Genomic DNA, 21,505 nt, shown 5'->3' with positions numbered 1-21,505 from the left:
TATATGCCGGGCACATGGAGTATTAGTACCACAGTAAGAAACCCAGAACGAATTATATTATTTCTAAGGGTTCTTTCAAGATTTGAAGGGGAAACTTTTGACCCAGATACACAAGCACTGTTCTTTAAGGAATTAATAAAAACAAAACTATATCTGCCTAACGGAATTTCGGATTACTATAAACAAAAATATGAAGATCCAGAAGAGTTTTCTGTGGCCGAAGTTAAAGATATATTAAGTCAAGTATTCTATGAAAACAAGAGTTTTAATAATAATCAAGAAATGGCCTATGCAATGAGAGGTAGAACAGCAGTTAGCAACATCACAAAAATGGGTTTAGCAATTGCTAAAGAATCTATGGGCACAGTGAAGATAACTGAATTAGGGAAAAAGTTCTTAGATGGTGAAATAGATTTAGTGAATGTGTTTTTTAGGTACTTTATGAAATGGCAACTACCAAATCCAATTGATAAAGGATATAAGAATTTTAATATTGTTCCTTTTACTGCAGTCATGCATGTTATAAATAAAGTTAATATAGAGTGGAGAAATCTTGGTAATAATCCGGTCGGTGTATCAAAAGAGGAGTTTTCATTATTTTTAACGACTTTAATTGATTATAGAGATATAAGTGATCGAGTATCTCAAATTATTGAGTTTAGAAAAGAAAAAAGGTCCCGAGATAGAAATGAAGCGCAACGGTATGTTGAAAGAAGGTTCGAAGAAACTGCTATCGAAGTCTTTAAGCTGAATCCAAATGAACAGAAAAAAGTAGAAACCAAGGTCAATAACCTACATGATTACGGAGATTCAGCTATAAGATATTTTAGACAAACAAAGTTATTTTATTATAGAGGTAATGGGAGGTATGTAGATTTAGCTCCCACTCGAACAGTAGAAATTAAAAGAATTCTTGAGAACTTTGATGGACGGGCATTAAGTTTTAAGAGTGCTGAAGATTATTTAACTTACATGGCCAATATCGATGAACCTGCCCTTCCGTGGGAAAACTTAGAGGATTTAAAATCAGTTTATAACAATTTATTAGTTCAGGCAAGGCTCCTACAAAACGATATTAAAAATCAATATCGAAATCAAGCCCTTCATGATTTTGAATTGTCTAAAGTTGAAATGAGTAGTATAAATGATTATAACCAAGAAATAACAAAGTTAAGAGGTATTATTAAAACTCTTAATAATGACTTAGCAATTTTAAAAGAACGTAATTTAGAAAATATTGATTTATATATTGAAAAGTTAACAGAATTGGCCACAAGAAAACGAAAAATTAGTGGACAAGACCCGTTAAACTTAGAATATTATACTACTTTATCTTTAATGGCCATAGATGATGCGAAAGAAATTTCACCTAACTATTCAGTAGGAGATGACAACCTTCCATTGTTTACTGCTGCCGGTAATAATCCAGATATAGAGTGTAGGTATTCCTCATTCGGTATGATTTGTGAAGTTACCCTTCTTAGAGGAAGAGATCAGTGGTTTAATGAGGGACAACCAATTATGAGGCATCTAAGGGAGTTTGAGAATAGAGATCAAAATAAATCCTTGGATAACTACTGCTTATTTTTAGCCCCAAATATTCACCGGGATACATTAAATACATTTTGGATGAGTGTGAAATTGGGATATGAAGGAAGAATTCAAAAGATTGTTCCACTAACAATACAACAATACGTAAATGTATTGAAAAAAGTTAAAGAATTGAATACAAAGGGTATAAGGATAAATCATAAAGACTTACAAAGTCTCTTATCCAATATTTATAACAAAAGTAACGCGGCAGGAAATGATTCAACAGCATGGTTATCAAGTATCGAAGAAGTGATTGAGCAATGGAGTTCATCCTTATCAGCCTAATAAAATTATTTATATCCAAAAAGAGCAGATGATAATTTCTACTCTTTTTGGATACTTAAATAAGACTGAGAAGAATAATTATGGTAAGGTACTATTTTAAATTAAGACGCTTTAAGAAAAAGTCGGTATTAAAAAACATATTTGGTATTTTATCCACTCAAGTTGACATTACAAAAGATTGAGAATCATTATCTAACACTTTTGAATTTATTCTTTTAGAGATAGGGGAAAATTAGAAAAGGTAGAATGCGCAAGGATTAAAAACATCTCTGGAATACACTTTTAATTTAAAGCTGTTTCTACATACACTATAGGCAAATTTGCAGATCCACTTTTTGGGGTTGGCATGTAGTTCGGTCAATACATAGTGAATTAACAAAAGTTCAAAAAATCAATGACTACTTGGACATAATTTTTAAAAGTTCTTCAGAGTTAACACTGAAGGACCTATTTTTAACATTTGTAATTTCCTTTATTTCCTTCAACGCACATACTAATTTTTTAAATTCATCGTTCTGAATAGATTTACAGTGTGCTATATTGTTTCGAATGGATATAGTATTTCTTAATAGAAGAATGCAATCTTCTCGAAATATTTGTTTTAAACAAGGGTAGGACGATAAAAGAGAGATAAGTTCATGATAATAAAAAGAACTGAGTGGTTTCTGATACGGTCGATAACCCATAGAAACAGGTGCTTTAATTAACCAGCCAGGTCCATATTCTTCTGTCATTACTTCGTGAATTAGAATACGTAATGAAATCTCTATTTTGTATAATTCTCCATAAGCTTCCTTCATAAAATCGATCTGTTCCATATTCATTACCTCATAAAAGTTTGTATAGAGTTTATAATGAATTGTTTTCATTTAAAATATTGAATATTTTAAAAACCTAAATTAGTTGGTTCTTAGTTTATTTGGTCTTTTATGACAAATATGTATTACTCTCTTGTGTGATAACTGAATATTTATATTATATCATAACTATACCGTTTCAAACTTCATGCTCAAGAGAATTTTTAAAATTAAACTTAAAATTAGAATCGTAACACTTAATTTGAATCAATAGGGTAGATGTTTCCTCAATTTCAATAACATCAAAACCTCCCTTCATAACGAATCTCCCCATCTTCATCATATAGAATACCGACCTCGTAACTCCTTACGCCATAGAAGAAGCGGGGGTTCTTTTTCTGGGTTCCTTCAAATTTCAAGTCCCCATTCTTAAAATACTCTTTTCCCCACCCGACATACTGCATGTCTTCAAGCTGTCCTTCATAACGAAGTATTCCAGAATAATAATACATTTTCCCATATCCATGTGGCTTATCATCTTTGAACTCACCTTCATACCACAACGTGCCGTCTTGCCAATACGCTTTACCATATCCGTTCTTATAGCCATCTTTCCATTCTCCGTTGTATTTTAATACGCCGTTATCGTAGTATTCTTGGTGAATCCCTTCTTTCCTTGCTTCAAAATCAATTAGCTTCAAGCCATTTTTAAATTCACCTTCGTAAGTCATCTTACCAAGGTCATTAAATAGTTTGCCGTACCCTTCATACAAACCTTGATGCCAATCGCCTTCATAAATCTTTATTCCATTACGTCGATAAAGGGTTCCAAAACCATGCATGATGTCCTGGTGAAAGTAACCTTCGTAACGTAAGGGCTGATTCTCCGGATCATTAACATTCTCCGGGTAGTATAGTTTGCCGTACCCATGCATTTTTTGATCCATTGCTTCTCCTTCGTAAAGCTTGGTTTCGAGTAAGGGTTCATACCACACTACTTTTTCAATCACAGCCATTCCTCCTTAAGTTTGTAGTAAAAATCTAATTCCTGATAGCAATCTTCACAATAATAATAGCCATCAGGCACCCGGTAGGTATTTTCATCACTACTAATCATTTGATTACAGTCAGGGCAATTGATTTCATTGACAATTGAAACTTCGGACTCTAACTCCTCAATAGCAGTTAAATCATCATGCCAATTCAATCGTTGCATCGGATCATTCGTTATCCATTTATTTTTATTTTCTTTATCGCGGTATTTGCGGTGTTTATGGATGAAGTCTCGCAACACTTCAGGTCTTTTTCTTCTCCGCATGATTGAGTCACTGACCACAATTGCAAAGCGTTCATTAGTCTCGGGAAGTTTTTGTTTACATTGTTCCGTTAATTTCTCTAATTTTTCCGCATCGCTCTTTAATATCGTGATCATTCGATTCATTTCTCTTGCGACAGGGCCATCGTCTCCACCGTTCCATAAAACATCTGAATAATCATCGTTGTAAAGAACGTTATGAATATCTCTCACAATGATCATTAGATCCAAATGTGTCTTAAAGTTTTTTGGAAAAGATCCGTTCAAAAAATAAGAATATCTTTCTTTCAATTTTTCAAAATCCCAAAATAAGAACACATAATCATCTGCATAACTATCGTAATGAGAAACTGCCTCGTGATCATCAAAGCAATTCGTATCACAATATTGGTGATGATCGATGTCAATGAGGTAGATAACATCTAATGGAGTGAAACAATAAGTGCAATATCCCCACTTCGGTTTTGTGATCCACGTTTTTTCTTCATAGGAAAGCCACCCTTCACCTCTAATGCTACGTAACAAACGACCGATATACGATTTCATTTTTCGTTTTCCAACCGTTTTTTCAATGGCCCGGAAAAGTGATCGATCGTACTCCTTTAATGCCTGTAAAAACTCAATACTTTTACTTTCTCGATTCTTTTTGAAGTGTTTTTTACAAAAGTCTTTAAAATCGATGAACACATATTTTTCAATTAACATCTGATCCCCTCCTGCTACCAACATACATACGCCTTTTATATTTTTCTACGGCCCAATTCAACAAGAACATTAGTTCTGTTGTTGTTAAGATAATCAACATATAAATGGTGTAATAGAACGAGACCGATTGAGTGACCCAAAAAGCTATCGCAGAATTGTATCAAATTTTAACTCAAGATATTACACTCCATGTGGAAAATCGCCAAAAGTTAGAAAATTCCCACATATCCGTGATATACTATATTAGAATAGGTATATAGCAATAAAAAGGGGGATAAGTACATTGGAGAATATCGGAAATAAGATTCAGTATCAAATTTATTCAACGATGCAAAACCCGGATCCTGACAGATTTCCAGTCATACTTGAGGAGTGGGAAGAACTAGCCCGTAAGAAATTAGCAGATGGTCCTTATTATTATATTGCGGGTGGGGCAGGAAGCGAAAAGACAATGCAGGCAAATTTGAAAGCGTTTACAAATCGAGAAGTTATTCCACGCATGCTAAGAAATGTGGATCAACGTGATCTATCGGTTGACCTTTTTGGTCAGAAGTATCCGTTCCCTATTTTACAAGCACCAATCGGCGTTCAATCGATCATTCATGAAGAAGGGGAAATTGGCTCGGCACTGGCATCCGCTGAAATGGGTGTTCCCTATATCGCAAGTTCAGCCTCTAGTGTGCCGATGGAAAAGATCGCAGAGGCGATGGGAGATGCTCCACGTTGGTTTCAACTATACTGGAGTAGAGACCCTGAGATTGCGGCAAGTTTCCTAAAACGCGCCGAAAATTCTGGATACTCTGCTATTGTGGTGACATTGGACACACCAATGATGGCGTGGCGAGAGTATGATTTAAAAAATGTATACTTACCATTCTTAGCAGGTGAGGGAGTAGGAAATTACTTCACCGATCCGGCTTTTCTGTCTAAGTTAGAAAAATCACCACAAGAGGATCCTCAAGCTGCCGTTATGCATTGGACGAAAGTATTTGGTAATACAAGCTTAACGTGGGATGATATCGACTTTTTGCGTGAACATACAAATCTACCAATCATTCTAAAAGGTATTTTACATGAAAGTGATGCTAAGCTTGCTGTAGAGAAGGGTGTCGATGGCATCATTGTGTCCAACCATGGTGGACGCCAGGTGGATGGTGCGGTCGGAGCACTGGATGCACTTCCTAAGGTAGTAGAAGCTGTGGGAGATAAAGTACCGGTATTAATGGATAGTGGAATCCGGCGCGGGTCGGACATTATAAAAGCAATGGCACTCGGAGCAAAAGCAGTACTTGTCGGAAGGCCATTGATGTATGGTTTAGCGGTTGCTGGTCAAAAAGGCGTAAAAGAAGTCATGCAAAATATGCTTGCTGATTTGGATATTACGTTAGGATTGACAGGTCAAAGTTCGGTAAGTCAGTTGGATCCTTCGTTACTGAGGGAAATGGAGTAGGCAATTGTGGGAGAAGCAGCTTTGTTGGCTGCTTCTTCATTTTAAAAACACGTGATTATGAGTTGGGGAGAACCGTTATATGAAGACAATCCTAAAAATCATTGAAATTACTCTAATTGCAATATTTACTACTGCATTGTTTTTAGATTTCTTTCCGCAACCTAATTTGCCGGACTGGTCCTCCCAAGTATTTTGGTTTGCATTAATATTGCTAATTATCGCAGGGTTTCTAAGTAAAATTGTAGATACAGATGAAAGCTCAAATAAATTTGGTAGGTTCCTAATTTTTTATACGATATCGCTAATTATTATTTTCTCAATAGCTGGAGGGGAGTCACAAGCCGGGATTTCATTAACTGAACCGTATATTTGGATTGTTATTGTTCTAGGTTTTTTTATTGACAATAGAGGAGTTAAAAAACATAAAAATTAAAAAAAGCGAGTGCTCACTATATTTCAGCACCCGCTTCAATCAGTAGCAAACTTTGACTATCGTCTGTTAACTCATAGCTGTATTACCGCATCCATGAGACTTTCCATTCTTTGTTCCTGCTATGGTAAATGCATTTTTTCACGGCTTTAAGATAAGCAACCACGTTTTCAACATTGTAACTGAGTTCGTGAGTTTCCTGATCAATTAAACTTAATCCTTTCATTTAATCAATCACCTATACGAACGGAGCTCAATCATATTAACGTCGAATAAAGGACCTGATGAATGGGGAGAGCTGCTTGGTGACCAAGGAATAACAACGGCGATCCTAGATCGCCTCCTCCATCGCTCAGAGGTTGTTCATTTAAATGGGGCCAGTCATCGAATTAAATATAGGCAACCTTTGTTTCAAGAGAAAAGTGTTCAAAATTAATGAGCAGAAAATGTTCATTTCTACTTGACGGTTACACAACTTCGCATTGTTCAAAATACCTCTAACGACTTTGATAAATTTATTGAAAATAATAATCTGAAGAAATAATTGTATGATCACTTCCGCGTATGTTTCTACTACGAATCAAAATAGAAGCGTACCTACTTTCTCGGTACACTTCTAAATAAATGAGATTTTCTTATTAAAATGCCGGTACAGCTGATTCTCCTTCACGTCCCGTTAGAAACTCTCTTACCTCTTCACTTGTCATTGCTTCCCTTAACTTTTGAATTAATTCAGAATCCGCATTATCTTCGCGGGCTACTAATGTAATCGCAAATTTGTTATCTTCTTTTTCTGTGATAAGTGCATCATCAGCTGGTGTTAAATCTAAATGGCTCGCATGTGTTGGGTTCATAATAACTCCATCCACATCTTCATATAAACGTGATAACGAAGCAATTTCTGTTTGTTCAAAACTGAAGTTGTGTGATTCATCGATAATATCATCTAATCCATATTGCTCTCCGTCAATCTCATTTAGCTCAATCAAACCATGGGATGCTAATAAGCGTAAAGAACGATCCACATTAGATGGGTCATTGGCAATACCAATTGTTATGTCATCTGGTAATTCATCAATACTTTCATATCCATCTGCATAAAGGCCGAAGTTAGCAAAATAAATCGGTTGAACGTCAACTAAGTTACCATCGGCATTTTCATTAAATTGTTGCATGAATGGTACATGTTGTGAAAAGTTTGCATCGATCTCTTTGTTTTTTAGTGCTTCATTTGGCTGTATGTAATCGCCCATCTCAACAACTTCTACCTCAATACCATCTTCGGCGAGAAGTTCTTTTGCAATTTCTACAACATCTGTCATTGGTGACTCAACAGCTGCAACTCTTAATGTTTGTACGTCATTTTCTTCATTTGCATTATTATCTGTTTGATCATCGCCACTACATGCAACTAGAAATGTTACGAGAGCGATCATAATTACTAATAGTGATTTTTTCATAGATTGTTCCCTTCTTTCTACCTTTTATCTATTTTTCTTGCTAAGGTTATCCCTGAATATTGGATAATTTGTACAAATATCACGATAATGATAATGATATAAACCATTAAATCTGTTCGATATTGTAAATAACCATATCGAATGGCAAAGTCCCCAATTCCGCCACCACCGACAACCCCCATAATCGTTGAATAGGAAATAAAACTAATTGTGGATGTCGTCATACTTAAAACGAGGGCAGAACGTGATTCAACATATAAAAACTTAAAAATAATATCTTTAACGGATGCTCCCATCGAGACAGCTGCTTGAATCACCCCCTTTGGTACATCGAGTAGGGATTGCTCCACAAGTCGTGAGTAGTGTGCAATGGCAATCACCATCATAGGAAGTGTTGCGGCAGCTGTACCTATTGCAGTTCCCATAACAAATCGCGTAAATGGGATCATAAAAATTACGAGTAGTAAAAATGGGAATGAACGAATAATGTTCACGAGTAAATTTAAAGATGAAAAAACGAGTCTGTTCTCTAGTAATTGTCCCTTACGACATAGAAATAAAAATGTTCCAATGGGTAGTCCAACTAACAATGCCGCTAATACTGAAAAACCTACCATAATAGATGATTCGACAATCGACTCCCAAATCTCAGATTGATACTCCACTAATACTTCAGGAAGGATTGGAATCACCTCCTGACTTCAGCTGTTCGACAAATGTTGCTGCCCCTTTCTTACTTTTATTTACACCTGTCGGCTCTATTTCTACTACCTCATAAATTTGACCATCTTCCATCACTGTTACTCGCTCAGAGAGGCTTCTAATGACTTCCATCTCATGACTCACAATGATGATGGTTACGTTAAGTTGCTGATTAATTTGCTTTAGTACCTCAAGTATTTCCATTGTCGTTGTTGGATCAAGTGATGATGTTGGCTCGTCACATAACAAAACGCTAGGATTATTAACAATGGCACGTGCAATAGCGACACGCTGTTTTTGTCCCCCACTAAGTTGTCTAGGATACTTATCTTTATAGGCTTCAAGACCGACGAAACGCAAGCTCTCCATCACGCGTTCTGTTCGGTTCTTTTTTGCTATTTTGGCAATTTCTAATGGCACAGCGACATTATCAAAAACCGTTTTGTTGCCGACTAAATGAAATCCTTGAAAAATCATGCCTAACGACTGGCGTATATTTCGAATCTCTTTGCCTTTTAAATGATTGATTTTTTTATTGTTAATAATGACATCGCCCTCATCAGGTTTTTCAAGTAAATTCATCATACGCAATAATGTAGATTTTCCTGCGCCACTCGAGCCAATAATACCGTGGATTTCCCCAGGTTTAATGTTTAATGATATGGATTGAATCGCTTTAAACGCGCCGTATCGTTTGGTAACATTCTGTAAACTAATCATAGAAGCCTCCAATCTTGCAGTCATGTGAAAAGTTCGATCGGTATATTACAATCTCTTTCAAGTTGTTATATATTTAAATTCTATAATGAGTGTAATAGTTACTACATGTCTAATCAATGGTTAAGCTTCTGTTATAGTAAATGTAGGATTAGAACGGGCAACTGTGCACTTTGGTTTAGCCAGTACACGACTCGGCCGCGGAATGAAATTACTTCATCCTCTAGCCCCAATTCACTGATTTAGGATTACGCTTAATTCCGTCATTTAAATTTCTTCAATTATATATATAATCATTCTAAGTAAATAAAAAAACCAAGCCGGCAAGTAGAAGCCGAACGTTCTTCTACTTACACAGTTTAGATTACACTATCTCGTGGTCTCTGGTCTCTTTTCTAATTACGATGAGCTTACACTTTATCTGTATGCGACGGACTATTCGCTGAAATAGAAACGGTCATGACGGTATGACTAGATCCACCTTCAACCGTCGCATTAAATACCTTTTCCAAGCCATTGAATACTTGGATTGCTTCACCTTCTAGGCGCGTTGCTACAGGGGCAGAAGAAACAGTAACAAACGTTTTCATTGCTTCGATTTGTTGAAAAATAAGGTCCATGTAATCTCCGCCACCTAAAGGGTAGAGGGAGAACTTCGCTGCAACGTACTGTTTTGTATCTTCTACTTTTTCTTTGTTCAGCGGGATTTCATCAACCTCAAGGTTAGTGTTTTCACCGGGATCTCCTGGGCATCCACACATATAAGTTGCTTGGAATGCAACATGTTTCCCGGTCTTTGCCGCATGTATAAATAACGCTTTTGTTACGTCGAAAACATGAGTGGACATCCCGCGTACACTGGTTGAAACATCATCTGTTTCCAACCAGACGTTTGATGTATCGACTTCATCTAACGCGCCGAGAATGATGTCCTTAAAATCATCACTCATCGGGTGAATGGAAAAACTCGCGCTAACGGTTTGATTACTACAAGATTGATTTTGCATCATCATTCCTCCTCATTGATCTGTTTAATATTGAATGACATCCATAATCTTTCTTTTCCACTGAAGAAATTCTTCTGAAAGCAATAATTCTTCATCTCGTGGTCTCTTGAATGGGACTTCAATGACTTCTTTAATTTCTGCAGGGTTGACGGATAGGATAATAATTTTATCCGACAGAAATAATGCCTCGTCAATATTATGGGTAATAAAGAGAATCGATTGTTCGTCATCCTCCCAAATGGATAAAAGCCACTTTTGCATATCGGTTCTTGTAAACTCATCAAGAGCCGAGAACGGTTCATCGAGCAGCATCAATGATTGTGGACTTAACAAAGCACGGATGAAAGCGACCCGCTGTTTCATGCCACCGGATAACTCATGAGGATACGCATGAATCACATCACCGAGTCCTGCTCTTTCTAACATGGCTTCAGCTCGTTCGTAATCTTTCTTTCCTTGTAGTTCCTGCCCGACTAACACATTTTCGATAATCGTTCTCCATGGAAACAAGGAAGCTTGCTGTGGCATATAACTAATGAATCCGCGTTTATTGGTTATATTTTCTCCACTTAAATAGATCTCACCAGCATCTGGCTCAAGAAGGCCTCCAATCAGACTAAACATCGTACTTTTTCCACTTCCAGAGGGACCGATTACTGAAACAAACTCTCCATTCGCTACATGAAGTGAAATTTCCTGTAGAACTTGTTTATTTCCAAATGACTTACTCACATGACGTAATTCCAACATCTAATTGTTTTCCCCCTTCTGCTGCCAGCGAATGAAAAACTTCTCCAATAATAGAATCAGTCCATAAAAGGCTAAGCTGATGATCATTGCAACGATAATGGCTACAAATACGCGTGATGTTCGATACGAAGAAGCGGCAAGTGTCATAAATACCCCAATTCCTTTTTGTGCACCTAGCCATTCGGATACGACAGCTGCCATGACGCTGTATGTTCCTGCGATTTTTAATCCTGAAAAAATCGACGGAATGGCATGTGGCAATTCCAATTTCCAGAATAACTGAGCTTTATTCGCACCCATCATTTTCATATAGTGGACCAACTCCCGGTTTGTTTGCGTAAACCCACCTAAGGCGGAAACGGCAATCGGAAAGAAACAGGCTAGCGTTATGATAATTAACTTAGGTAACGCATTGAATCCGAACCAGATTACTAGTAACGGGGCCAGAACGATAATCGGCATGTTCTGAGAAATAATAATAAAAGGAAAAAACGTTTCTCGAACTCTCGGCATGAGATGTAATATCGTCGCCACCCCTAAACCGACTGTCGTCCCGATGAGAAAGCCTGAAACAGATAAGGTTACGGTTGATTGTAGATGCGGTAAAAATGTCGGAATAACACTTCGAGCTTCCATCACAATATCGGAAGGGGCAGGGAGTAGCCATTCCTCAATGGAAAAAAGTCGTGTCGCTACTTCCCATAGCCCGATAAATAATAAGATGGCAAGGAATGGTCTCCAAATTTTTTTCAGGACACTTGTATTCATTCGTATTTCTCCACGAGTTCGTCCATTGTAATCCCTTCTGGCCGGTAAGCAATTTTAACTTGGGAGATGACGCTTGGAACACCTAACGCTGACATTTTTTCATTCATTTTCTTCACGATTTGTAGTAGCTCCGACAGTTCGCCTTCCATCGTTGTTTCCAGTGGATGTACGCTGTATTTCACATTTGCAGCCTCGATTACAGCAATTGCTTCGTCTACATATGAATATAAATCTTGATCATCGACCTTAGGAATTATTTGAATACTTAGCAATGCATTTGCCATAAAACCACTCCTATTTTTCTGTAATCAATGAACCTACTTCTCTGGCAAAAACTCATTCGTAAATGCTTGGTCAATTTCTACTGCTTCATCGATAATGTCGTTTTCTAATAGAAAGTCGGCAAATTTCTGCCATCTTTCTTTTTCTTGGATACCAAATTGTTCGGCATCATCTTTGTACCGAGGTGATAGCCATTCCTGACTGCGTTTCACCAGTTCAGGGTCAAGATCAGGTACTTCATCAATTAATATTTGTGCAGCTTCTTCAGGTTGCTCGATTGCAAACTCATACCCTTTCACAGCTGCATGTGTAAAAGCTTCTACCAATTCTGGGTCATCAGAAATCATTTCTTCATTTGTAGCAAGGATCGGTGTGTAAAAATCAAGTTTATCGGAAAAGTCAGCAAGATAAACCATATTTAAATCTACACCTCTTAGTTCTGCTTCAATTCCAGTCCAACCATAATAGACAAGGGAAAAGTCGACATCTCGTTCAACAGCAACAAAAAAGTCAGAGTCCCCCGTTGTAATGAAATCAACTTCTTCTACATCGGCATTATCATTTTTCATGATTGTTGTCATCATCGCTCTCTCAAGGTCAGAACCGTATGCTCCAAACTTTTTCCCTTCAAAATCTTTTGGCGAAGTAATCCCTTTTTCTACAGGGGAAGCATAACCGGCTGTATTATGCTGCATCACTGCTGTAATGGAGACGAGTGGAAGACCTTCCGAGCGCGCCTGTGTAAGGCCTTCTTGGTAACTAACCCCAAAGTCCGCTTTCCCGGCGGCTAGCAGCTGATTCACGCCAACTTCGCCAGGTAGTAAAATTTCAACATCTAGGCCTTGTTCTTCGAAATAGCCCTTTTCTTTTGCGACATAAATTCCTGTGTGGTTCGTATTCGGTGTCCAATCGAGTGCGAATTTTACAGGTGTTAGGTCAGCATTGCCTTCTTCGTCACTTCCATTACTTTCATCGTTTTGGCCACAAGCTGCTAAAAAAGCGATTCCTACAAACAAAATGATGCTCATCCATTTTTTCACGTAAATACCCCCATTTGTTTTCGTTATATGAGAAGGGTCCCTTTTAGAATAATCAGCATGCTCACACAAAATAAAAAGTGCGCTAAAGGGTGGTCCTTTAGCGCACAGGAATATATCTCATTTATGTGTAAATGATTCTAATGAAATGTTCCCTCCGCTGGTACCAACCAGATCAGGTTCAAAGGGTTAGTATTTCAAGAATACAATCTCAGCTAGCATCACTAGCTCCCCTACATATAACGTATGAAGTTTTTAAATTGCGTTACAATCCACAGTATGCCATAGGTAGAATGCGCTTGCAAATAAATATTTTGAAGAGAGGGAATTCGGGGAAATAATGACTTAGATTACTAGAGTTCTGAATCTGGGGCGTGAACGCCATGACGGTAATAATTTTTGTTTCAGAGATAAGTGAAGTAGACGAATGAATTCAGGAAGAAGCAATACATAAGCGGCTATCATCAGATGATAGCCGCTACTTATATTCTATAACAACGGTACAATTAGTCCTGCAATCAACAAAATGAGTGCTCCGCCAAGACGAGAGGCAATTTGAGCGAAAGGCATTAATTCCATTCGTTTGGAAGCTGATAGCACAGCGACATCGCCTGTTCCTCCCATATTAGCCATACATAAACCTGCAGTTATAGATGCTTCGATTGGATGGAAACCGACTAGTTTACCGAGTATACCAGCTCCAAGGGCTGCTCCAAACACCACGCTAAATACAAGTAAGATGTATTCTAGAGTTAAGGCATTAATCACAGCATTCAAGTCAGTATAAGCGACTCCAATACCAATTAGGAGTGCAAGTGTCCAGTTTTTTGCAACAAACTGATACCATTGGTTTGCCCCGGACTCGATAATCGGTGGTAACCAACCAGCGAGCTTGAATACGGCAACTGAAATGATCATTAGTGCATATGGGTGAAGTGGAATGAAGTTACCAAGCATTTGACCGATGATATAAAACGTTAAAGCTGCTAAGACTCCAATTCCCATTTCTCCAATGTTATACGTTATCTTTTTATTCTCTACATCAAATCCAGCCATTAATTGTCCGTTTCCTGTTAATGAAGGGAATTTATTACCTAACATATTTAATAATCCAGCGAAAATAATAGCTATGACGTTTCCTAGTGCTAATGCAGGCACCAATATCGAGATATAATAAGAAGGGTCATTACCCAAGATTTCTGAGTAAACCTGGGACATAGGGATTGCACCTGCTCCCATACCTCCACCCATGATAGGCATTGCAATTACTAAGATTGCATCTTTAAAACCGAAACCAATTACTAATCCAACAAATCCTGCTAAAATTATGGACCCTGCTACGGCTGCAAGAAGAGGTAGGGCAAACTTTACACCAGCATTTTTCAATGTTTCAGAGTTCATTCCTAGTATACTTCCTGTTATTAGTGCAGCGATATAAAAGTTTAGAAAGCCTCCTGATTTCATAAAGTCAGTAATAAGTGTAACCGTCTGATCAGGGATCAGATTAGCATATACCATAAAAGCGGAACCGAAAATTGCTAGGATTGCACCGCCACCTAGATAGCTCCTTAAGATTGGAGTATGATCACCAATCCAGCCAAACAACTCACCTAATACCATCATGATGAGTAAACCACCTATAATTCCTGTAGGTAAATTATCAGTATACATAGCCACTAATGCCAAAGCAGTTATAACTGCAAACCATACAATGGGAATGTTAAAAATACTTACTCGACTTCTAGTTGGATTTGTGTTCATTTTAAATTGATCATTTTTCTGAGCTGGTTGCGCCATATTTTATCCCCCTAGTTTTTTGATTTAATTAGTTCATATTCATTAAGAATCCTCTCAGCTTTCTCAATAATCGGCTTATCTATCATCTTTCCATCTAATTGAAAGGCCCCTTTTTCTTTAAGAGCCTGGGATACCAATTGTTGTGCAAATTCAAATTCTTCTTTTGAAGGAGAAAACACAGCGTTAGCACCTTTAATTTGGGATGGGTGGATTAATAATTTTCCTGCAAAACCTAACGCTTTAACATATATACAATTTTCAATGAACCCATCATTGTCTTTGAAGTTCGTATAAACAGTATCAATTGGCTGTTTTATATTTGCACAACGAGAAGCAATAACCATTTTTGATCGTGCATATAGTAATTCCATTTCTCCGTCTGTAATTTGAGCGCCGATATCGGTGGTAAAATCAACACCACCGAAAGCTAACATCATAACCCGTTGGTGACTAGATGCAATTTCTATAGAGTTATGCACTCCTAGAGCACTCTCAATCAGAGGAATAATCGATAATTTTGATTGTCTACTTCCTTGATTTTCAATTGTTTCAAGATGTTCTGCAAGCTCTTCAATATTACGTCTTGATGAGGACTTTGGAAGCATTACACCTTGTAATGACACCGCATTGCTTATTTCCAGGATTAATTGCATGTCTACTTGGAATTCACTTGTTTCTATACTGTTGACGCGAATAAATACAGGTTTTTCCCAGTCGCCAATATATTTCCTAATCAAATCTCTCCCGATATGCTTCTCATCAACTCTAACTGCATCTTCTAAGTCTATAATTATTAAATCCGCCTGTAATTCATTTATTTTCCTGAGCATCTTTTCTTTATCTGCCGGTACAAATAACAAAGATCTATTTAACATAATTAATCAGCCCTTTTTATATAACTTGAGAGTCTTTTAATTGTTTTATTGTATCTTGATCCATACCTAGTTCTGTTAATATTTGATTTGTGTGCTCACCTATTTCTGGAATAGGAGATACTTTGATGTCTTCTTTACTATTTGCGGCTGGTGGGAGGAGTGATTTAATCCTTCCTACTGGTGTCTCAACATCTATCCATCTCTTTCTTTCACGAAGTTGAGTATGGTTAGCAAATTGCTTAATGTTTTTTAATTGAGCATTAGCAATTTTATTTTCTTCTAGTTCATTCATAACTTCATGCAGACTTTTAGTGCTTAAAACATCTTCTATTTCACGTTGCAAACTTTCTTTGTTCTCAACTCTTTTCGAATTGTTACAATAACGAGAATCTACAGCCAGGTCAGGGTTATGTAAAATATTTTCACAGAAATTTACCCATTCTCTTTCATTTTGGATGGCAAAGAAAATAGTCTCTTCCCCAGCGGTTTGAAAAGGCCCATAAGGATAAATAGTTGCATGATGAGAGCCTGTACGTTTTGGTTCCTTATCTCCATAAAGCGAGTAATACATTGGGAATCCCATCCACTCACCTAATGCTTCTAACATGGATATATCCAGTACTTCTCCTTTACCGGTTCTAGCTCTCTTGATAATGCTACTTAAGATACCACTATATGCATACATGCCAGCTGCAATATCTGCTACTGAAATTCCTGCTTTAGAAGGTGTTTCTTCAGTTCCCGTGATCGATAAGAAACCAGCCTCACATTGAATGAGCAAATCATAGGCTTTCTTGTTGACGTAAGAGCCATTAGAACCATAGCCAGAAATATTACAAATAATTAACTTGTCATTAATTTTATGAAGTTCTTCATTACTAAAACCTAAACGATTCATCGCCCCTGGAGCTAGGTTTTGAAGCACTACGTCTGCGTCTTTTAGTAAATCTTTAAATATTGATTTACCTGAATCCGCTTTCATATTTAATGTAAGAGATTCTTTGGATCTATTAATCCACACAAAGTGACTAGACATTCCTTTTACAGTTTGATCATAGTTTCTCGCGAAATCACCAGTTTCAGGTCTTTCAATCTTTATAACACGAGCCCCTAAATCAGCGAGTTGCCTGGAGGCAAATGGCGCTGCAACGGCTTGTTCTAATGAAATGATTTTTATACCTTCTAAGGGTAACATTTTAATCCTCCAATTGAATTTTGTATAATGTATTTTGTATCCAAATAATAAAATAATTATATTTGTTAATTTTTAAATTGTCAAAGAGTTATAATGAATATATCAATACAAAATGAGGAAGATAATTATGAAAAAAATAAAAAAGTTATCAACGACGGATCAAGTTCTTCATTCTCTAAGAAGCTCGGTTTATAATGGGAAATTACAGAAGGGACAAGAGATTACGCAAGAAGGTATTGCGAATTTATTAGGAGTTTCGCGAATGCCAGTTAGGGAAGCTTTTCAAGTATTAGACAGAGAAGGGCTTATCAATATTCAGAGTAATCGCAGAGTTGTAGTAATTGGCTTGAGAAAAGAAGATATTGAAGTTCACTATGAAATTCGTGCATTCCTAGAAGGGATGGCTGCAGAACGAGCTTGTGATTCCCCAGAACATTTTGATGAACTTCAACAAATTCATAATAGAATTAAACATTCTGAAGGTAATAGTTATGTAGAATTAAATGAAGCCTTTCATTCGTTTATATGGAAAGCTTCGAAGAGTGCACGGCTATTTTCATTACTCTCAGATTTATGGAATGGATTACAGCCACAATTCCCGGATTTTGTGGATTTCCAAGTGGAAAAATCAATTAAAGAACATGAACAAATTGTACAGGCAATTATAAACCAAAATAAACAAGCCGCTCGCGAACATGCTCAAAATCACGTATTGAGAACAAAAGAAGATTTCTTATCTAATATTAATTCAAATCCGCAAAATTAAATAAAAGAAACTAGAATATATTAATAATATTGCTTTTAGCTACACTAAATCTAAAGCTCATTTCTTTCCCTGCAAAAATAAAAGAGACCGTTCTCAACAAGAGCGGTCTCTTTCCTATTTCATGATTATTTTTACGCCTTAACTGCCCCTGCATCTGGGGCATGAACGCCATGAACATAATAATCTTTATATTCTGGTTCCAACGGTTCATTACCGAGGATAATATCAGCTGCTTTTTCAGCTAACATCAATACTGGAGCGTGGATATTTCCGTTCGTTGTGCGTGGCATGGCGGATGCGTCCACGACACGGATATTTTCTAACCCATGCACTTTCATTGTTTCTGGGTCTACTACTGCCATCGGGTCAGAAGCAGGGCCCATTTTAGCTGTGCATGATGGGTGGAGTGCTGTTTCTCCGTCTTTCTTAACCCACTCGATAATTTCTTCATCTGTTTGGACAGAAGGCCCTGGAGAAATTTCACCAGAACTATATCCTTGTATCGCTGGCTGAGAAAGAATGTCTCGTGCAACACGGATGGCTTCGACCCATTCGCGACGATCTTCTTCGGTAGATAAATAATTACAGACGATGCTTGGATACTCAAATGGATCATTGGAACGAATCTTCAATCTTCCTCTTGAGTTGGAATACATCGGTCCAACGTGAACTTGGAAACCGTGCTTTGTATCTGCTTTTTGTCCATCATACCGTACAGCTAGCGGCAAGAAGTGGAACATTAAGTTCGGATAGTCAACTTCATCATTCGAACGGACAAATCCGCCACCTTCGAAATGGTTGGATGCTGCTGGTCCGGTACGACCAAGTAACCATTGCAAGCCAATCCAAGGCATTTTCAGTTTGTTTAAGCTCGGTTGCATGGAAACGGGCTCAGGAGTAGCGTGCTGAATATATACTTCTAAGTGATCTTCCAGATTTTCTCCAACCCCTGGCAAGTGATGAATCGGTTCAACGCCAACGGAACGCAAATGTTCGGCATCTCCTACACCAGCCAACTGTAATAACTGCGGCGTATTGAATGCACCGCCAGAAAGAATGACTTCTCCTGCGTTGACGTGATGGATTTTTCCATTCTTTTTGTATGTTAATCCTTCTGCTTTCTTACCGTTGAAATTAATGCTTGTCACAAAAGCACGTGTCTCAATTGTAAGGTTTTTGCGATGCATCACTGGGCGTAAATAAGCACGTGACGCCGATACACGTCTACCGTTATGCACTTGGCTGTCGAACGGTCCAAAGCCTTCTTGGCGAAATCCATTGACGTCAGGTGTTCTTGCATAACCCGCTTGAACGCCAGCTTCAAAGAATGCTTGGAATAACGGATTAGTTGCAGGGCCACGTTTTAATTTGATCGGACCATCAAGCCCGCGGTATTCATCGGAAGAATCGGCTCCAAAAGCTTTTTCTAACCGTTTGAAGTACGGAAGGACATGGGCAAAATCCCATTTTTCCATCCCTGGTTCTGAAGCCCACTTCTCATAGTCTAATGGGTTACCTCGTTGATAGATCATCCCGTTGATTGAACTTGATCCACCAAGTACTTTCCCCCTAGCATGAGCGACACGGCGCCCGTCCATATACGGCTCAGGGTCTGTTGAATAGATCCAGTCATAAAAGCGATTGCCGGATGGGAACATTAACGCGGCAGGCATTTGAATAAATAAATCCCAAAAGTAATCACTTCGTCCTGCTTCTAAAATAAGAACACTGTTATTTTTATCTGCGCTGAGGCGGTTACCGAGTACAGAACCTGCACTCCCACCGCCGACAATTACGTAATCATATGTTTGTGTCATGTCATTTACCCCCTTGAAGATTGTTTTATAGAATCTAAAAACTTATCCTCATTGATATTTTATTTAGTTTGTTTTATTTATTAAATAAAAATTTAACAAAATGTGCAAAAGGAAGGCACCATGAGCAATCATGGTACAGCTACCTTTTTAAGAATCTATCAGTACGCCATCGACTTCTTACTTAAACCATTTAATCGGTTTCGGTTGTTTATTGCGGAAAATGTGTTTTAACTCTGTATATTCTTCCATGCCTTCACGTCCAAGTTCACGGCCAATACCTGATTGTTTATAACCGCCCCAAGGTGCTTGCGCAAAGTAAGGGTGGAAGTCATTGATCCAAACTGTTCCCATGCGTAAACGGGCAGCAACAAATTCTGCTTTACTCAAGTCTTGTGTCCAAACGGCACCAGCCAATCCGTAAATCGTATCGTTAGCAAGTTGGACGGCTTCCTCTTTCGTTTGGAATGTTTCGACGGTGAGTACTGGGCCGAACACTTCTTCTTGAACAATGCGCATGTCGCTTGTGCAGTTTGTGAAAATTGTAGGTAAATAGAAAAAACCGTCTTCTAACTCAGGGTCTTCTGGACGTTTACCTCCAACGACGAGTTTGGCACCTTCGTTTTTACCGATTTCTACATAGCTTTCCACTTTTTCGCGGTGTTCAGCTGAAATCATTGGTCCACTTTGTGTGTCTTCATCGAAACCGTTTCCTAATTTAATTCGTTTCGTTCGTTCAACTAACTCTTCTACGAATTCATCATGGATGCTTTCCTCTACTAACAGACGCGCTCCCGCAGAGCACACTTGACCTGCGTGAAAAAATACAGCGTTTAATGCTTGGTCAACAGCTGTTTCAAAGTCAGCATCGGCAAAAACGATGTTCGGATTTTTACCGCCAAGCTCGAAAGCAATTTTTTTCATATTGTCACTCGCTGCTTGCATAATCGTTTTTCCTGTTTCGATGCCACCGGTGAATGAAATTAAGTCGACATCATGGTTGGAAGCTAATTCAGCGCCTACAGATTTTCCGGCTCCGAGTACTAAGTTCGCAACACCTTTTGGTACACCAGCTTCTTCCATGAGTTCAAAAACTTTCACAGTCGTTAATGGTGTAATCTCACTCGGTTTCATGACTAGCGTGTTGCCTGAAGCCAAAGCAGGTGCGAGTTTCCATGCGGCTTGAAGCAGTGGGTAGTTCCATGGTGTAATCTGACCACAGACACCGACAGGTTCACGAACGACTTTACTTTCACTATTCGGGATTGGAGAAGCAATGACTTCGCCACCATCTTTATCAGCGAGACCTGCGAAATAAAAGAATACATTCGCAATGTCGGCCATATCTTCGCGACTTTCTTGAACGGTTTTACCCGTATCTAATGTTTCGAGTTCTGCCAGTTCTTCTAAGTCTCGCTCGATCAATGAACCAATTTTATTGACGATTGCACCACGCTCACTTGCAGGCATTGTACTCCAACTGCCTTCATCAAATGCTACGCGTGCGGCTTGAATCGCTGTTTTTGCATCTTCAGCATTTCCTTCTACTGCTGTAGCGATTACTTCTTGGTTAAAAGGATTAATAATTTCACGAGTCTTTTCGGATTTGGCATGCAGCCATTCTCCATTTATATACATCTTTTGTAACTTCACATCATCACTCCTATACGAATAACGTTAAGTTTGTTAAATAAAAATTTAACGTTTCTAATAAACTAATCCTAACAGTGATTTAATTTCGTTGTCAAATCATAGTTGAG

The 21,505-nt window shown here is 38.0% G+C and carries 20 protein-coding genes, 1 pseudogene and 1 riboswitch; of the genes and pseudogenes, 5 read left to right on the top strand and 16 right to left on the bottom strand.

Annotated elements, in window-relative coordinates; all coding sequences use genetic code 11:
- Window positions 1-3: 3 nt before the first annotated feature.
- Window positions 4-1,878 (top strand): AlwI family type II restriction endonuclease, encoded by a 1,875-nt coding sequence (locus tag KQ486_RS03210; RefSeq protein WP_216686778.1) that lies wholly within the window; start codon window positions 4-6, stop codon window positions 1,876-1,878.
- A 398-nt stretch (window positions 1,879-2,276) separates the two neighbouring features.
- Here the strand turns inward: KQ486_RS03210 and KQ486_RS03205 are convergent, their stop codons facing one another.
- From KQ486_RS03205 to KQ486_RS03195, 3 genes are all read right to left on the bottom strand, one after another.
- Window positions 2,277-2,696 carry a hypothetical protein gene (locus KQ486_RS03205; protein ID WP_216686777.1) on the bottom strand — a complete coding sequence of 140 codons (420 nt, stop codon included), beginning with the start codon at window positions 2,694-2,696 and terminating at the stop codon, window positions 2,277-2,279.
- 281 nt (window positions 2,697-2,977) lie between these two features.
- The gene (locus KQ486_RS03200; protein ID WP_216686776.1) at window positions 2,978-3,685 is read right to left on the bottom strand and encodes an MORN repeat-containing protein; all 708 of its coding nucleotides are present in this window, start codon (window positions 3,683-3,685) and stop codon (window positions 2,978-2,980) included.
- A complete protein-coding gene (locus tag KQ486_RS03195) occupies window positions 3,682-4,695 on the bottom strand; it encodes a hypothetical protein (RefSeq protein ID WP_216686775.1) in 1,014 nt (337 codons plus the stop codon). Before KQ486_RS03195 ends, KQ486_RS03200 begins: the two co-directional genes overlap by 4 nt.
- A 283-nt stretch (window positions 4,696-4,978) precedes the next feature.
- Here KQ486_RS03195 and KQ486_RS03190 point away from each other — a divergent pair, with 283 nt between their 5' ends.
- The 3 genes and pseudogenes from KQ486_RS03190 to KQ486_RS03180 all read left to right on the top strand — a co-directional run.
- Complete coding sequence (locus KQ486_RS03190) at window positions 4,979-6,145, top strand: lactate 2-monooxygenase (RefSeq protein WP_216686774.1); 1,167 nt, start codon at window positions 4,979-4,981, stop codon at window positions 6,143-6,145.
- A 79-nt stretch (window positions 6,146-6,224) separates the two neighbouring features.
- A complete protein-coding gene (locus KQ486_RS03185) occupies window positions 6,225-6,578 on the top strand; it encodes a hypothetical protein (RefSeq protein ID WP_216686773.1) in 354 nt (117 codons plus the stop codon).
- A 217-nt stretch (window positions 6,579-6,795) separates the two neighbouring features.
- Window positions 6,796-7,011: pseudogene (locus KQ486_RS03180) on the top strand (ATP-binding protein); the annotation flags it as partial.
- 202 nt (window positions 7,012-7,213) lie between these two features.
- On the opposite strand, the gene KQ486_RS03175 reads toward KQ486_RS03180, so the two are convergent.
- The 11 genes from KQ486_RS03175 to KQ486_RS03125 form a co-directional block, all read right to left on the bottom strand.
- The gene (locus KQ486_RS03175; RefSeq protein WP_144162863.1) at window positions 7,214-8,035 is read right to left on the bottom strand and encodes a MetQ/NlpA family ABC transporter substrate-binding protein; all 822 of its coding nucleotides are present in this window, start codon (window positions 8,033-8,035) and stop codon (window positions 7,214-7,216) included.
- Between the two features lie 17 nt (window positions 8,036-8,052).
- Window positions 8,053-8,718, bottom strand: coding sequence for a methionine ABC transporter permease (locus KQ486_RS03170; protein WP_144089672.1), 666 nt, complete (start codon window positions 8,716-8,718; stop codon window positions 8,053-8,055).
- Window positions 8,708-9,457: a methionine ABC transporter ATP-binding protein gene (locus KQ486_RS03165; RefSeq protein ID WP_144162861.1), complete on the bottom strand. Its 750-nt coding sequence runs from the start codon at window positions 9,455-9,457 to the stop codon at window positions 8,708-8,710. Before KQ486_RS03165 ends, KQ486_RS03170 begins: the two co-directional genes overlap by 11 nt.
- A gap of 407 nt (window positions 9,458-9,864) precedes the next feature.
- On the bottom strand, window positions 9,865-10,461 hold the full coding sequence (locus KQ486_RS03160; protein ID WP_144162859.1) for a YkoF family thiamine/hydroxymethylpyrimidine-binding protein: 597 nt from the start codon (window positions 10,459-10,461) through the stop codon (window positions 9,865-9,867).
- A gap of 24 nt (window positions 10,462-10,485) precedes the next feature.
- Window positions 10,486-11,211, bottom strand: a complete 726-nt coding sequence (locus KQ486_RS03155; RefSeq protein WP_216686772.1) for an ABC transporter ATP-binding protein — start codon at window positions 11,209-11,211, stop codon at window positions 10,486-10,488.
- A complete protein-coding gene (locus KQ486_RS03150) occupies window positions 11,212-11,979 on the bottom strand; it encodes an ABC transporter permease (RefSeq protein ID WP_216686771.1) in 768 nt (255 codons plus the stop codon).
- Entirely contained in the window at window positions 11,976-12,263 is a 288-nt protein-coding gene (locus tag KQ486_RS03145) for a thiamine-binding protein (protein ID WP_216686770.1), read from the bottom strand. The genes KQ486_RS03150 and KQ486_RS03145 overlap by 4 nt, the downstream gene beginning before the upstream one ends.
- A gap of 33 nt (window positions 12,264-12,296) precedes the next feature.
- Window positions 12,297-13,301, bottom strand: a complete 1,005-nt coding sequence (locus KQ486_RS03140; protein ID WP_274236450.1) for an ABC transporter substrate-binding protein — start codon at window positions 13,299-13,301, stop codon at window positions 12,297-12,299.
- A gap of 132 nt (window positions 13,302-13,433) precedes the next feature.
- A riboswitch (TPP riboswitch) is annotated at window positions 13,434-13,543 on the bottom strand.
- Between the two features lie 244 nt (window positions 13,544-13,787).
- Window positions 13,788-15,095 (bottom strand): 2-hydroxycarboxylate transporter family protein, encoded by a 1,308-nt coding sequence (locus KQ486_RS03135; RefSeq protein WP_144162851.1) that lies wholly within the window; start codon window positions 15,093-15,095, stop codon window positions 13,788-13,790.
- Between the two features lie 11 nt (window positions 15,096-15,106).
- Complete coding sequence (locus KQ486_RS03130; RefSeq protein WP_144162849.1) at window positions 15,107-15,970, bottom strand: HpcH/HpaI aldolase/citrate lyase family protein; 864 nt, start codon at window positions 15,968-15,970, stop codon at window positions 15,107-15,109.
- A gap of 16 nt (window positions 15,971-15,986) precedes the next feature.
- Window positions 15,987-17,165 (bottom strand): CaiB/BaiF CoA transferase family protein, encoded by a 1,179-nt coding sequence (locus KQ486_RS03125; RefSeq protein WP_216686769.1) that lies wholly within the window; start codon window positions 17,163-17,165, stop codon window positions 15,987-15,989.
- 127 nt (window positions 17,166-17,292) lie between these two features.
- On the opposite strand from KQ486_RS03125, the gene KQ486_RS03120 reads away from it, so the two are divergent.
- Window positions 17,293-17,931 (top strand): GntR family transcriptional regulator, encoded by a 639-nt coding sequence (locus tag KQ486_RS03120; protein ID WP_186278613.1) that lies wholly within the window; start codon window positions 17,293-17,295, stop codon window positions 17,929-17,931.
- A 131-nt stretch (window positions 17,932-18,062) separates the two neighbouring features.
- On the opposite strand, the gene betA is transcribed toward KQ486_RS03120, so the two are convergent.
- Both betA and betB read right to left on the bottom strand, forming a co-directional pair.
- Window positions 18,063-19,748, bottom strand: coding sequence for a choline dehydrogenase (gene betA, locus KQ486_RS03115; protein WP_144162843.1), 1,686 nt, complete (start codon window positions 19,746-19,748; stop codon window positions 18,063-18,065).
- Between the two features lie 177 nt (window positions 19,749-19,925).
- Window positions 19,926-21,383 (bottom strand): betaine-aldehyde dehydrogenase, encoded by a 1,458-nt coding sequence (gene betB, locus KQ486_RS03110; protein ID WP_144162899.1) that lies wholly within the window; start codon window positions 21,381-21,383, stop codon window positions 19,926-19,928.
- Between the last annotated feature and the right edge of the window lie 122 nt (window positions 21,384-21,505).

Origin of the sequence: Allobacillus halotolerans (genome assembly GCF_018967645.1) — a bacterium.
Taxonomy (GTDB): Bacteria; Bacillota; Bacilli; order Bacillales; family Alkalibacillaceae; genus Allobacillus; species Allobacillus halotolerans.
Note: the sequence above shows the minus strand (reverse complement) of the source record. Positions and strands in the feature narration are given on the sequence as shown.

What these genes read in the sequence shown, in the direction of transcription:
- KQ486_RS03155 (WP_216686772.1), bottom strand. Translation starts at nt 11,211, where the DNA reads ATGTTGGAATTACGTCATGTGAGTAAGTCATTTGGAAATAAACAAGTT.
- betB (WP_144162899.1), bottom strand. Translation starts at nt 21,383, where the DNA reads ATGTATATAAATGGAGAATGGCTGCATGCCAAATCCGAAAAGACTCGT.
- KQ486_RS03135 (WP_144162851.1), bottom strand. Translation starts at nt 15,095, where the DNA reads ATGGCGCAACCAGCTCAGAAAAATGATCAATTTAAAATGAACACAAAT.
- KQ486_RS03150 (WP_216686771.1), bottom strand. Translation starts at nt 11,979, where the DNA reads ATGAATACAAGTGTCCTGAAAAAAATTTGGAGACCATTCCTTGCCATC.
- KQ486_RS03120 (WP_186278613.1), top strand. Translation starts at nt 17,293, where the DNA reads ATGAAAAAAATAAAAAAGTTATCAACGACGGATCAAGTTCTTCATTCT.
- KQ486_RS03130 (WP_144162849.1), bottom strand. Translation starts at nt 15,970, where the DNA reads ATGTTAAATAGATCTTTGTTATTTGTACCGGCAGATAAAGAAAAGATG.
- KQ486_RS03210 (WP_216686778.1), top strand. Translation starts at nt 4, where the DNA reads ATGCCGGGCACATGGAGTATTAGTACCACAGTAAGAAACCCAGAACGA.
- KQ486_RS03160 (WP_144162859.1), bottom strand. Translation starts at nt 10,461, where the DNA reads ATGCAAAATCAATCTTGTAGTAATCAAACCGTTAGCGCGAGTTTTTCC.
- KQ486_RS03145 (WP_216686770.1), bottom strand. Translation starts at nt 12,263, where the DNA reads ATGGCAAATGCATTGCTAAGTATTCAAATAATTCCTAAGGTCGATGAT.
- KQ486_RS03185 (WP_216686773.1), top strand. Translation starts at nt 6,225, where the DNA reads ATGAAGACAATCCTAAAAATCATTGAAATTACTCTAATTGCAATATTT.
- KQ486_RS03205 (WP_216686777.1), bottom strand. Translation starts at nt 2,696, where the DNA reads ATGGAACAGATCGATTTTATGAAGGAAGCTTATGGAGAATTATACAAA.
- betA (WP_144162843.1), bottom strand. Translation starts at nt 19,748, where the DNA reads ATGACACAAACATATGATTACGTAATTGTCGGCGGTGGGAGTGCAGGT.
- KQ486_RS03165 (WP_144162861.1), bottom strand. Translation starts at nt 9,457, where the DNA reads ATGATTAGTTTACAGAATGTTACCAAACGATACGGCGCGTTTAAAGCG.
- KQ486_RS03195 (WP_216686775.1), bottom strand. Translation starts at nt 4,695, where the DNA reads ATGTTAATTGAAAAATATGTGTTCATCGATTTTAAAGACTTTTGTAAA.
- KQ486_RS03175 (WP_144162863.1), bottom strand. Translation starts at nt 8,035, where the DNA reads ATGAAAAAATCACTATTAGTAATTATGATCGCTCTCGTAACATTTCTA.
- KQ486_RS03125 (WP_216686769.1), bottom strand. Translation starts at nt 17,165, where the DNA reads ATGTTACCCTTAGAAGGTATAAAAATCATTTCATTAGAACAAGCCGTT.